The sequence below is a fragment of the Marinomonas sp. S3726 genome (genome assembly GCF_000967665.1).
In the GTDB taxonomy this organism is placed as follows: Bacteria; Pseudomonadota; Gammaproteobacteria; order Pseudomonadales; family Marinomonadaceae; genus Marinomonas.
The window spans coordinates 581,215-592,846 of record NZ_JXYC01000004.1; the positions used below are offsets into that span (position 1 = coordinate 581,215).

At 42.5% G+C, this 11,632-nt stretch carries 13 protein-coding genes and 1 other RNA gene; 6 read left to right on the forward strand and 8 right to left on the reverse strand.

Annotation, left to right across the window (positions count from 1 at the left end):
- Positions 1–68: 68 nt before the first annotated feature.
- Positions 69–956, reverse strand: coding sequence for a DUF547 domain-containing protein (locus TW85_RS03835; protein ID WP_052701826.1), 888 nt, complete (start codon positions 954–956; stop codon positions 69–71).
- Between the two features lie 230 nt (positions 957–1,186).
- Between TW85_RS03835 and TW85_RS25305 the strand changes: the two genes are divergently transcribed.
- Together TW85_RS25305 and TW85_RS03845 are read left to right on the forward strand one after the other, a co-directional pair.
- Positions 1,187–2,062, forward strand: a complete 876-nt coding sequence (locus TW85_RS25305; RefSeq protein ID WP_052701828.1) for a MerR family transcriptional regulator — start codon at positions 1,187–1,189, stop codon at positions 2,060–2,062.
- 119 nt (positions 2,063–2,181) lie between these two features.
- Positions 2,182–3,090: a TIGR01777 family oxidoreductase gene (locus TW85_RS03845; RefSeq protein WP_046015733.1), complete on the forward strand. Its 909-nt coding sequence runs from the start codon at positions 2,182–2,184 to the stop codon at positions 3,088–3,090.
- A gap of 108 nt (positions 3,091–3,198) precedes the next feature.
- Here TW85_RS03845 and TW85_RS03850 read toward each other — a convergent pair whose 3' ends face one another.
- The 6 genes from TW85_RS03850 to smpB all read right to left on the reverse strand — a co-directional run bounded on the left by TW85_RS03850 (position 3,199) and on the right by smpB (position 8,077).
- Positions 3,199–4,014, reverse strand: coding sequence for a formate/nitrite transporter family protein (locus TW85_RS03850; RefSeq protein ID WP_046015734.1), 816 nt, complete (start codon positions 4,012–4,014; stop codon positions 3,199–3,201).
- Between the two features lie 202 nt (positions 4,015–4,216).
- Positions 4,217–4,666 (reverse strand): DUF3127 domain-containing protein, encoded by a 450-nt coding sequence (locus TW85_RS03855; protein ID WP_084616088.1) that lies wholly within the window; start codon positions 4,664–4,666, stop codon positions 4,217–4,219.
- 177 nt (positions 4,667–4,843) lie between these two features.
- Entirely contained in the window at positions 4,844–5,569 is a 726-nt protein-coding gene (locus TW85_RS03860; RefSeq protein ID WP_084616089.1) for a DUF1826 domain-containing protein, read from the reverse strand.
- Entirely contained in the window at positions 5,569–6,774 is a 1,206-nt protein-coding gene (gene zigA / locus TW85_RS03865) for a zinc metallochaperone GTPase ZigA (protein ID WP_046015735.1), read from the reverse strand. Before zigA ends, TW85_RS03860 begins: the two co-directional genes overlap by 1 nt.
- Positions 6,775–6,988: 214 nt before the next feature.
- Positions 6,989–7,350: a transfer-messenger RNA gene (gene ssrA / locus TW85_RS25830) on the reverse strand.
- A gap of 244 nt (positions 7,351–7,594) precedes the next feature.
- Positions 7,595–8,077, reverse strand: a complete 483-nt coding sequence (smpB, locus tag TW85_RS03870) for an SsrA-binding protein SmpB (protein ID WP_009834026.1) — start codon at positions 8,075–8,077, stop codon at positions 7,595–7,597.
- A gap of 202 nt (positions 8,078–8,279) precedes the next feature.
- On the opposite strand from smpB, the gene TW85_RS03875 reads away from it, so the two are divergent.
- From TW85_RS03875 to TW85_RS03885, 3 genes are read left to right on the forward strand one after another with little or no spacing between them, the layout of a single operon-like run.
- Entirely contained in the window at positions 8,280–9,638 is a 1,359-nt protein-coding gene (locus TW85_RS03875) for a sodium-dependent transporter (RefSeq protein ID WP_046015736.1), read from the forward strand.
- 2 nt (positions 9,639–9,640) lie between these two features.
- Positions 9,641–10,072, forward strand: a complete 432-nt coding sequence (locus TW85_RS03880) for a type II toxin-antitoxin system RatA family toxin (protein WP_046015737.1) — start codon at positions 9,641–9,643, stop codon at positions 10,070–10,072.
- Complete coding sequence (locus tag TW85_RS03885; RefSeq protein WP_082827857.1) at positions 10,065–10,361, forward strand: RnfH family protein; 297 nt, start codon at positions 10,065–10,067, stop codon at positions 10,359–10,361. The genes TW85_RS03880 and TW85_RS03885 overlap by 8 nt, the downstream gene beginning before the upstream one ends.
- A 166-nt stretch (positions 10,362–10,527) precedes the next feature.
- Here TW85_RS03885 and TW85_RS03890 read toward each other — a convergent pair whose 3' ends face one another.
- The gene (locus tag TW85_RS03890) at positions 10,528–10,845 is read right to left on the reverse strand and encodes an outer membrane protein assembly factor BamE (RefSeq protein ID WP_046015738.1); all 318 of its coding nucleotides are present in this window, start codon (positions 10,843–10,845) and stop codon (positions 10,528–10,530) included.
- A gap of 70 nt (positions 10,846–10,915) precedes the next feature.
- Here TW85_RS03890 and fur point away from each other — a divergent pair, with 70 nt between their 5' ends.
- On the forward strand, positions 10,916–11,323 hold the full coding sequence (gene fur / locus TW85_RS03895; RefSeq protein ID WP_046015739.1) for a ferric iron uptake transcriptional regulator: 408 nt from the start codon (positions 10,916–10,918) through the stop codon (positions 11,321–11,323).
- Positions 11,324–11,632: the final 309 nt, after the last annotated feature.

Below are 11,632 nucleotides of genomic sequence, written 5' to 3' on the forward strand. Positions count from 1 at the left end.
TTGAACAATAGGCAAGAAAAAACTTGTACAAAAAAATATTTTGTACGCTTTTTTAAATTCAAGAAGACTTACTTAAGCTCGTTTAAATCCCAATCATATTCATAACTGATAGAGCCTTTATAGGCTCTTAATTTATCACCTAGGGCTTTGTCAGAATAACCAATAAGATGCGTCAGTAGATCCAGGCGAGTGACACCAAAATCTTCTCTATACCATTTATAAATAGTGGATAGGACAAGCTCGCCATCCTCGTCAAAGCTTACTCCTCTTGCATGGTTGATGTAATTTCTCGCACCTTCAGCCAATTGGGTTTGGGCATTAGAGCTGGTAAAAGCTGTAGCACTTAAATTAGGGCAACTGATAGAGGCACAATTGAGAGCGTAATGCAGGCTGGCTTGATTATAAATGGGCCTGAGAATCCTATGTTCTATGTCATTTAAAGAGACTTCAATGTCATTAATCAGTAATACCTTGTCATCCCATGGACCTGAGCTGAACCAAGACTTGCCCAGCTTTCGAATGCTCTTAACAGGGTAATTATCCAATATCAAAGACACAGTTTTAGCATTGTAGAGGTTGATCCAATAGGCCATTTGCTGCTTTTTACTTAGCTCGCTTGGGTTTAACTCAACTAAGTATTGGATGTACTCATTCAGCACCTTCTTGTCGCGCTGATTGACCTTGCCATAAGACATATATGACTGATCTTTATCATCAAAAATCAGATATTTATCTAAAAACTGCTGCCAAGCTTTATGTTCTACCGAGATATTTGAGTCGATAGAAAATGCTGTCCATCTAGGATCAAGGTCCTTACTTGGGGCAGCATTTACGAGAAAACTTTGGGCATACACAAGAAGGAAGAAAAGCAACATGACTGGGGGAGAAGAGAGGCTTTTAAAACCAGTCACGAGAAAATATATTTGGGCTTTGCTCTCAGGGCGGAGGGGGGACATTGTTCAAACTCCTGCTTTATTTGGTAACACTAAAGGTTTACGAAATCACAATTCATTTGAACTAAGGATAGGCAGATAAGTTCCATTTATTTTTGTATGAAAAGCGAACAAATCGAATTTTGTTTTTATATCTTGTACAAAAAAGGTTTGCGTATAGATAAAACTTGTACAAGAATTAGACTTGTATCATCTAGAATTAAGATGACCCTTAAACAAGAGAAAAAGACCCTATGAAAGACACTGTAAACATTGATGACCTGTTTCCCATTCGTGAATTGAGTGCAAGAACTCAAGTGAATACTGTGACAATAAGAGCATGGGAACGTCGTTATGGTTTATTAACGCCTCAGCGAACGGATAAAGGCCATAGGTTATACAGTGAGCAAGATGTGATACGGGTTGAAAAAATCTTAGCCTTGATAGCCAGAGGTGTGTCAGTAGGCAAGGTAAAAGCCATGCTCAAACAAGAGCCAGACTTATCTGATAAACAAGATATGACCTTATGGCAGCATGCAATTACTCAAATCAACATGGTTAGTCAGGCCTTTCACCCCCATCAGCTAGAACATCTCATTGCTGACTATTTTGTAAATTACCCTGTGTCTGTTTGTCGTCAAAATTTGTTTGAGCCTGTACTGCTGACATTGCAAAAAGACTCGGCTAAAAATCAGGCCCAAGCGAGTTTTATTGAAAGTGAGTTATTGGTGTACACCTTAAGGCGTCTTAAAAATAGCCATGGAGATAAATTAAAAGGTAAGGGAGAGCAAAAAAGCCTTATGCTGACATATGGAGATAATACGGCGATTTGGCCACTCTTATTCTTATGTTTGGAGCTAGATGATGCTCACTATGACGTACAACTTATCAATCAAAGCATTAGTTTAGAAAGCTTTGTAGATATCAGTCAAAACACAGATAAAGATGTCTCTGTTTTTTATCAAGATGGCCTATGGCGTGATGATCAAACAGCCTTAGCGCAAAAGGCCCTTGTAGAGGATGAAAACTTAGTTATCTGTGGTACAGCAGCTATAATTTCTCAAGTAACGGGAGACCATCAGGTGTTTTCTGCTTTGTCAGAATTTGGCCAATATCTGCTAAAAAAATAGCGCTCTCACGAGAGTTTCAAGCCTGAAAAAGGTAAGGATAGGACTTCAGCAAGGACGTAAATTATTCAGCAAAAGGCTAGCCGACATTTTGATTGGGCATGCCTTTTAAGAGGTGCAATATGAAAATCTTAATGACAGGTGGAACCGGCCTAATAGGTTCTCGATTTATTAATGAATTCGAACAGCATGAATATACCGTTTTTACGCGATCGCCCTATCAAGCAAAGCAGGACTTACCGCCACAAACCAAGATCATTAATGATTTATCCAAGCTGTCTGACCTGAACGAATTTGATGCTGTTATCAATCTTGCTGGCGAGCCCATCATAGACAAACGTTGGTCACAAAGGCAAAAAGGTATGATTTGCCAAAGCCGTTGGCATACAACGGATAAATTAGTGAAGTTGTTTGCTCAGAGTGATAACCCACCGGAGGTTTTTTTAAGCGGCTCAGCAGTGGGTATTTATGGTAATCACCATGATAGATTCCTGCCAGAAACTCAAACGACCTTCTCTAAGGACTTTGCCAGTCGCCTGTGTCAGCGTTGGGAGAAAATCTCTCAAGAAGCCTCCGAGCATACTCGAGTAGTGAATCTACGTACGGGTATCGTTCTGGATGGGAAAGGTGGCGCACTAGGTAAGATGCTACCTATTTTCAAATGTAACCTTGGGGGCAAAATTGGGGATGGTCAGCAGTTTATGCCATGGATACATATTCATGACATGATAAATGCTATGTCCTTTTTACTAAGTCATAAAAACTGTGAAGGGCCGTTCAACCTTACCAGCCCTCATGCTGTTACTAACTATCAATTTACCGAAGAACTAGCTCATACATTGAATAAGAGAGCTTACTTGCCGATGCCAAAGGCGATTTTAAAAGTCGCTATGGGTGAAGCGTCGGCCTTATTGTTAGATAGCCAAAGAGTGGTGCCAGAGAAGCTGATTGAAGCAGGGTTTCATTTTGACTTCCCAGAAATAGAAGAAGCCTTTGCCGATCTTTTAATGCCGCATCCGGTTTATAGCTAAAGGCTTTAAATATACTGATTCATGTCATCTTGGCCTAATCCGATAAGGTTAGGCCAAGATAAAAGATGAGAAAGACTGACAAAGAAAAAAAGACGAAGAAAAGGGAAGTTAAGGGTCAATCTGTCGATTGGCCGCAGTTTTCACATGCGTGGTATAAAGGGTAAGGCCAGTAAAGGCCAAGCCACCGACAAGGTTGCCCAAAACAGTCGGCAACTCATTCCAGATAATATAATCCATAAATGAAAAGTCACCACCCATAATTAAGCCAAAGGGAAACAAAAACATGTTGACCACTGAATGCTCAAAACCCATGTAAAAGAAAAGGAAGATAGGCATCCACATGGCGATCACCTTACCACTGACATTAGTGGATATCATGGCGCCAACAACGCCTAGAGACACCATCCAGTTGCATAACATGCCGCGAATAAAGATAGTCATCCAACCTGCAAAACCATGTTCGGCATAACCTAGGGTTCGAGCCTCGCCAATACTGGCGGCTTTATCACCAACTGGTCCTGGTTCTATGTTAAAACCATAGGTGAATATATAGGCCATCAAAAAAGCGACAGTTAAGGCACCCGCAAAATTACCAATAAAAACCAAGCCCCAATTACGTAACACCCCTTTTGCTGTAATGCCTTTACGTTTATCAAGTAAGGCAAGCGGCGCTAAAACAAAGACGCCTGTTAACAGGTCGAACCCCATAAGGTAAAGCATGCAAAAACCAACAGGGAAGAGCAAAGCACCAAGTAAAAACTGCCCTGTTTGTACCGCGATACTAATGGCGAAAATAGCAGCTAGCGCCAAGATAGCTCCCGCCATAAAGGCGCGGATAATGGTATCCCGGGTGGACATTAGGACTTTAGATTCGCCCGCATCTACCATCTTTTTGGTAAATTCAGAAGGCGCTAAATAAGACATGCTGATCTCTCTGTTATCGATAAAGCATCTAATCTTGGGGTTAGACTAGTTTTATCTAAGGTGTGTCATGAGCGTGACTAGTATAAGGAGTTTTCTTATAACACTTACGGCTTACTGAGTTTTTTAATTAACGCGTAAACCGTAAATGGTAAAGAAGCCTGATGGCTTAATAAGCTCACAGGCTTAAACAAAGCGTGCTGTTTTAGAAAGGCACGTCTGAATCTGAGTAACCATTGCCAGTGCTCTGGTTATAACCTTGATCTTGGTTTTGATCGTAAGCTTGAAAGCCATTATCTTGGCTAGCATTCTGGATGTAATCTTGGCCTTGGTTCGGGCTGAAACCTTGACCACCGGGCGCTTCGATGCGCCAAGCTTGTAGGCTAGTGAAGCACTTTTCTGGCTTACCTTGAGCAGCCCAAAGACGACCATTTAGATTGAAATGAACATTAATCTCATCACCAATCTGGTATTGATCCATCAAAGCGCACTTATCTTTAATCAACTCTAAGGCAACATAATTTGGGTAAGCTGGGTTCTCACCTTCGCCCGTTAGCTGGATCACAAACTCACGCTTGGTAAAACCGTTTTGACCGTATTCAGTCGTTGCGCCTATGCTGTGGATTGTTCCTTGGGCTTCGAAACTTTTAGACATAATCAGTACCTATAAACTTGCTTTAAAAACTTGTCAGCAGCATAGCATTTTTGAAGGAGGTTTTCTGGCTAAAGCCAAGATAAAAGCAAAAACCTTATCTGCTTTTATCTTGGTGTTACATCATGATGAATATGACAAAGGGGTTGGCAACAAAGCTTTAGTGATTAGCCAAACCAGTTAGTCGAGAAAATCGAGAGTGAGTAACAAACGTTTTTCACCGATTTCCACCGTAGGTGATCTATGTACTAGCCCTGCATTTTCATTACCCGGCCATAACTCGCCCTTTAACAGGGCAACATCACCCTCTGTTAACTGCTGAATATCTTCTTGGCTTTGATAAAGGCCAGATTGGTCACGGGTATCTTTAACCGCTCTTACACCCAAGGCAGAACGGTTAATTAAGCTATGAGGCAACCACTGAGTGGCAACACCCTTATAAGTCGTTACTAAGCGGCATGGCACTCTATCAACATGGAATCTAGGGCACATGGCGCTATCCAAAATGGTTAAACGTAACCCAGCTCTTTCCAAATCAAATAAGCAACAGAACATCTCAACAAGTTCAGCAATATTCTGACTCAATGGTAAGACATCATCCGTATTACCCAAGGCTTTATGTATCGTATCTAAGGCGAGTTCTGGTGTGATTGCCATATTACGTTTATAGCCATCTTTCTCACTCAGAAAAGCATCAATCGCTTGTTGCAGTGCTGCATCTGAATCCCTTTGCCAAACCACTATGTTGGTATCTTGCTGGTAGACTTCAGTCAGTATGTCTGGCGCTTGCCCGACAATGAATTTGCCTTGCACTTGTTCCTCTAGAGCGTCTTCTTGTGCTTGCTCGTCGATTTGATTTTCTTCAAGGTACTCATCTTCACGGCTTTTTAAGGCTAATGCGCTCATTAATTCTCCTCCCAAGCTGGGAAAGGATCTTTTAAACTGGCCCAATATGCTTTGCCTTCGACTATCTCATCATCAGATAATAAGCAGTTATCTAGCGCTGTGATCATGGCTGTTTGGTTCAAACCTTGGCCAATAAAAACCAGCTCTTGGCGCATATCACCAAAAGGTTCACACCAGTGCTCATTAATGGCTGCAAGGCTAGCTTCGTCTGTTGGCCAGTTAGACTTAGGTACCGCCTTCCAAAACATGCCAGCAAACCCATAACGAGCGATACCGCCAGCTTGGCTCCATTGGCCAGCAAACTCAGGGCGTGTTGCCAACCAGAAATACCCTTTAGAACGCAGTAACTTACCGTAGTCTTTCGTGTTGTGTAGGAAGTTATAAAACTTTTCAGGGTGGAAAGGACGACGGGCCACATAACTAAAGCTGCCAATGCCATATTCTTCAGTTTCTGGCACATGCTCACCGCGCATTTCTTTCAACCAACCTGGTGCTTGTTGCGCACGTTCGAAGTTAAATAGGCCAGTCTCCAATACTTTTTCAATGTCCACTTGGCCGTTTTCAATAGGGACGACTTCGGCAAAAGTATTGAGCGATTTCAGAATCGCCTTAAGCTTCTTCATATTCTCGCTGGAGACAAGGTCTGACTTGCTCACCAAAATAATGTCGGCAAATTCCACTTGCTCAACCAGCAAGTCCGCGACACTGCGATCATCATCTTCACCTAAGGATTCGCCTTTATCTTGCAGATACTGGGCTTCTTCGTAATCCTTCATAAAGTTAACCGCATCGACCACAGTGACCATAGTATCTAGGGTCGCCACATCAGAAAGAGACACACCGTCTTCATCAGCAAAGGTGAAGGTCTCAGCTACAGGTAAAGGCTCGGAAATGCCTGTGGATTCGATTACCAAGTAGTCAAAACGACCATCTTTGGCAAGCTCAGTCACTTCTAATAATAAGTCTTCACGCAGGGTGCAGCAGATACAACCATTGCTCATCTCAACCAGCTTTTCTTCGCTGCGATTTAACGAGACTTCGTTTTGAATGATGTTGGCATCGATATTGATCTCACTCATATCATTCACGATAACCGCCACCTTTTTACCTTGGCGATTATTTAAAATATGGCTAAGTACCGTGGTCTTTCCTGCCCCTAGAAAACCGGATAAAACGGTTACAGGCAATTTTTTTGGATGTGTCATAGGATACTCTGGCTAAAAATCGGTTTATGAGAAAAACGGAATTAAAGAAATGTTATAACATAACATTTACAAAATAAACTAAGGGAAGCAAAACAGCATGGATAGCGTCAAGACTTGTGAGTCAGAGTCTCAAATAGTGAGACTGAAGGCTTATTAGGAAAGGGATAAATTGCAGGCATAAAAAAACCACCTATTAAGGTGGTTCTTCTAAATTTGGTGGAGACGGCGGGGATCGAACCCGCGTCCGCCAATCCTCTGCCATCGGCTCTACATGCATAGTCTCTTCTATTTTTTGACCATTAACCGCCCGAAGGACAGGGTATTAACGGCGAGCCTACTTGATCTTAGAACCTTATCCCTAGGCGGGGCATCGGTTAGCATCTCGTAATTTATGATACTGCGGAATCTCAGGCTACAAGCAACCGGAGGGCAGCACACTAGCAGGGGTTTAGGCTGCTAAAGCGTAGTTTTCGTCGTTTGCGACTATATATTTGATGCGGGGGATTTACGAGATCACGCATCACTCTCGACATGCACCTCAGGGTTTGTAACCGGCGTCGAAACCATGTCGTCCCCAAAGATGGGCGAATTTTAACGGAATCTATTTGATTTCGCTAGTTTTCTTTTTGGGCTTAAGGGTTGGTTGGTGGGCTTTTGTATGCTTTTTAGCCGGTTTCCTTGCTTCTTACGCATTCTTTTTGTGCGCTTTCTTGCTCTTCCTTCATACGCTTTCTCGCTTCAGAGTTTTTTAAGAGCGCTAAAAAAACAAAACCCGCTAAGCCTAGGGCAAAGCGGGTTGATGAATCAGCAAGATGCTTGCTTAGCGTGTGCTGTGTTTCATCATGCGTTCTTTATCACGAGCCCAGTCACGGTCACGGGTAGTATCACGCTTGTCTATGTCTTTTTTACCTGTTGCCAGAGCAATTTCGACTTTAATGTGGTTACCTTTCCAGTACAGGGCGGTGGCCACACAGGCTTTACCTTTTTGCTCTGTTACTTGGATAAGCTTGTCAATTTCTTTTTTGTTCAATAATAGCTTTCTATCACGTGTTGGTTCGCACACAACATGGGTAGAGGCCGTCATTAAAGGTGTGATTAGTGTGTTAAGCAGCCAAGCTTCGCCATTGCGTAAGAATACGTGCGAGTCGACTAGCTGTGCTTTCCCTGCGCGAAGACTCTTCACTTCCCAGCCAGTCAGGCAGATTCCTGCCTCGAACTTTTGCTCGATGAAGTAGTCGTGGCGGGCCCTTTTATTTAAGGCAATAGTGCCGCTGGTGTTGGATTTCTTCTTTGCTTTACTCATGGCGAGAAATTATACGGTCGAAAGTGGGAAAATCCTATGCTTTTCTTGAGCTCAAGTCATTAATGTTAGAGAATTCGCGCTCGAATCTGTTTTTTATGGTTCGGCTCACTAATCGCTGGGTTTTTGTTGCTTATACTGAGTGTGTATGCTGAAACTGGCATTTATTTTATGATGTTTGTATTTCTGTAAAAGAGCAGGTGTTATGCCGAAAAATCGGTGTCTTCAAGGTATTTGGGCGAGCCCATGGGTGTTTATCTTTGCCGCAGCGGGTTCGGCTGTTGGTTTAGGGAACCTGTGGAAGTTTCCTTATATGATGGGTGAAAATGGTGGTGGTGCCTTTTTGTTTGTCTATATCTTATGCCTCTTGTTAGTAGGTTTACCTGTCTTGATTGCCGAAGTGGCATTGGGGCGTACGGTAAGATCTAACCCAATCGATACTGTTAATGATCTAAGTGAAAGACATATCGTCGCTAAAGCTTGGGTTGGCTTACCTTGGCTTGCGGGTGTGGTGGGCTTTTTAGTTTTCAGTTTTTACAGTGTCATCGCTGGTTGGTGCGTCTCTTATTTCAGGCGTGCGATTACGGGCGAGTTTAATGACATTACCTTGCCTAAATCCCAATTTATTTTTGACGAGATGCTAGCTAAGCCAGAAGAAATGGCGATTTGGAATAGTGTCTTTTTAGTACTGGTTATTTTGGCTGTGGGCCAATCTGTGACTCGAGGTCTGGCTAAGCTCGTTAAATTCCTGTTGCCTGTTTTGGTTATTCTGCTTATCACCTTGTCTTTTTACTCTCTTCAAGTGGGTGATGTACCGCAAACCATGGATTTCTTGTTTGGTTGGAAATGGTCTGATATCACTTTTGATGTGGTGTTGGCGGCGGTTGGACATGCTTTCTTTAGCTTAAGTGTCGGTATGGGCGCCATGTTTGCCTATGGCGCTTATATGAGCAAACACATGTCGATTGCTCGCGCATGTTCTATCGTGGTGGGCTTAGACCTTTTGGTTGCCCTGTTAGCCGGCCTTATTATCTTCCCGCTGGTCTTCTCCTATGAATTAAATGTGGCATCTGGCCCGAGTTTGACGTTTGTTTCCTTACCTATCGTATTTGGTGCCATTCAAGGCGGGCAGTTATTAGGTGGTTTGTTCTTCACCTTGATGATTATCGCAGCGCTAACATCCGCTATCTCAATGCTAGAGCTCTTTATTGCTTGGCTACATGAACGTTTTTCTATGGATAGGTTCAAAGCAGCAACCTTGTCAGTCACGGCTGCTTGGTTTTTAGGCCTTGCTGTTATCCTGTCATTTAATGATTGGTCTCATTACATCCTAATGGACATGAATTTATTCGAATTATTAGATGCGCTAACCAGCTTAGTGCTCTTACCTGTGAGTGCCATTTTATTGACCGTGCTAGTCGCTTGGTTTATTCCGCAAAATATGTGGGAAAAAGAGTTAATTACCCGTAATGCTAAGCATTTTGCTTGGTGGTATGTGACCCTTAAATATATCAGCTTGCCGGCTATGCTCTTGATCGCGGTAACTGGTTGGTTAGGAGCTTGAGTGTGACCCGTATTGAAAGATCAGCCTATGTCGCTTTTACGGCCGAGCAAATGTTCGACCTAGTAAATGATGTTCAGGCTTATCCTTTGTTTTTACCTGGCTGTAATAGCGCCAGTGTGATTTCACAAACAGAAGAAGAAATAGTGGCTTCTCTTGAAGTCAGTAAAGGCCCAGTTAAACAAAGTTTCACGACTCGCAATGTCTTATTTAAAAATGAGCGTATTGAAATGAACTTGGTAAAGGGGCCTTTTAAAAAGTTACATGGGGTATGGCATTTTAGTGACTTGTCAGAAGGCAATTGCAAAATATCCCTCACAATCGATTTTGAATTAAGCGGCATGCTGAAGTTTGCTTTTGGTGGTGTTTTTAGCCAAGTGGCGGGCTCCATGGTAGATTCCTTCAGTAAGCGTGCAAAGGTGGTATACGGTGAATAAAACTATGCTTCGTGTGGAAGTGGCTTATGCCATGCCAGACAAACAAAAGATCGTGGTATTAGACGTAGAAGAGGGAACATCCGTTAAGGATGTGGTAATGCAGTCTAACATTGAAACCTTTTTTCCTGAGCTAGATAAGGCTAATGCTAAGCTAGGCATTTTTGGTAAAGCAGTGCGCAAACCAGAAGAGCAAGAAATTAAGCAAGGTGAGCGTGTTGAGATTTACCGTGAGCTAACGGTTGACCCGAAAAGAGCCAGAGCAAACCGCGCAGCGAAAGGTTCGGAATAGTAATAAGCTTAAGAGGTTGGCAGTGATAGTGAGACTTATTCTCTTAAAACACTGGCAAGTTAGCTAAGAAGAACTAGCCTCTTGAGTAGGCTTGGTAAGAAAGTTGGATGAGACTGCATCTAGGGTTAGGCTAAGCAAGCCCAACCCAAAGCAAGAGGCTGGTAACTTAAAGGCCTTGTATCTCAATAAGTCTGCCTTGATCAAAGAACAAAACAAGTTCTGTGACTTCACTTTCAATGGTTGTTTCGTTGGCGTCGATGACACTAAAAACATATAACCATTCGTTAGGCTTGTAGAGGTCTCGTATCATGGGTGACCCAACCAAGTATTTTACTTGTGACTCTGTCATGCCAAGTTCTAACTGATTGACTTGTTGTAACTCTAGTACATTACCTTGGGCAACAGGTACCTTGTAGGCAGGTGGAAGTAGCCCGCAAGCAGTCAAACTAAAAATACTAATTAATACGATAAAAAATTTATTCATTTGAATGATCCTAATTTAGATGTAGTAATGATAAAGTAAATGCAAATAAGGTTCGAATAGAGAATTACCTATGACTAGCGAAAATCAAGAATTAAAGAAAGCCGGACTCAAAGTCACCCTACCTAGGGTAAAGATTTTGCAAATTTTGGAAAGCGCAGGTGAGCGCCACATGAGTGCGGACGATGTTTACCGTACCTTGTTGGAACAGGGCGAAGATGTGGGTCTTGCCACTGTTTACCGTGTATTGACCCAATTTGAGAATGCAGGTCTTGTTGTGCGTCATCATTTTGAAGCAGGCACAGCTGTTTTTGAAATCGCCAAAGGCGAGCACCACGACCATATGGTGTGCATGGATTCAGGTAAAGTCATTGAATTTTACGATCCTATTATTGAAAAACGCCAAAAAGAAATTGCTGCAGAGCATGGTTATGAGATTGAAGATCATAACCTAGTACTTTATGTACGCCCTAAAGACTAGGTCTTAGTCTTTTAACTTGGGGATAAGTTCACTAGTTATACCCAGGTAAAGCGTTAAGTTAAGAATATAGTGCGCCAGTCAAAGGATTGAGCTTGTTCGCCGTTGGGCAGATGGCGAATGAGGACTCATTAAAAGCCCCAGAAGATGCTCTCTTCTGGGGCTTTTTTAAATAAAAGGACTTGTGAACTCGGAGCTACTTTGTCATAAGATTCGTTAAAATGCTCACCTACAAAAGTAGGCTGCGCTTTTGCCTCACCTTCTTCCTCGTCCCTCCATCGCTCACTGCATCCTTAAAAATATAGAGAATGA

Bases quoted from the DNA above. Each gene is read 5' to 3' on its own strand.
- TW85_RS03835 (WP_052701826.1), bottom strand. From the start codon at position 956: ATGTCCCCCCTCCGCCCTGAGAGCAAAGCCCAAATATATTTTCTCGTG.
- TW85_RS03860 (WP_084616089.1), bottom strand. From the start codon at position 5,569: ATGAGCGCATTAGCCTTAAAAAGCCGTGAAGATGAGTACCTTGAAGAA.
- fur (WP_046015739.1), top strand. From the start codon at position 10,916: ATGACTAGCGAAAATCAAGAATTAAAGAAAGCCGGACTCAAAGTCACC.
- TW85_RS03855 (WP_084616088.1), bottom strand. From the start codon at position 4,666: ATGTCTAAAAGTTTCGAAGCCCAAGGAACAATCCACAGCATAGGCGCA.
- TW85_RS03875 (WP_046015736.1), top strand. From the start codon at position 8,280: ATGCCGAAAAATCGGTGTCTTCAAGGTATTTGGGCGAGCCCATGGGTG.
- TW85_RS03850 (WP_046015734.1), bottom strand. From the start codon at position 4,014: ATGTCTTATTTAGCGCCTTCTGAATTTACCAAAAAGATGGTAGATGCG.
- TW85_RS25305 (WP_052701828.1), top strand. From the start codon at position 1,187: ATGAAAGACACTGTAAACATTGATGACCTGTTTCCCATTCGTGAATTG.
- zigA (WP_046015735.1), bottom strand. From the start codon at position 6,774: ATGACACATCCAAAAAAATTGCCTGTAACCGTTTTATCCGGTTTTCTA.
- TW85_RS03890 (WP_046015738.1), bottom strand. From the start codon at position 10,845: ATGAATAAATTTTTTATCGTATTAATTAGTATTTTTAGTTTGACTGCT.
- TW85_RS03845 (WP_046015733.1), top strand. From the start codon at position 2,182: ATGAAAATCTTAATGACAGGTGGAACCGGCCTAATAGGTTCTCGATTT.
- smpB (WP_009834026.1), bottom strand. From the start codon at position 8,077: ATGAGTAAAGCAAAGAAGAAATCCAACACCAGCGGCACTATTGCCTTA.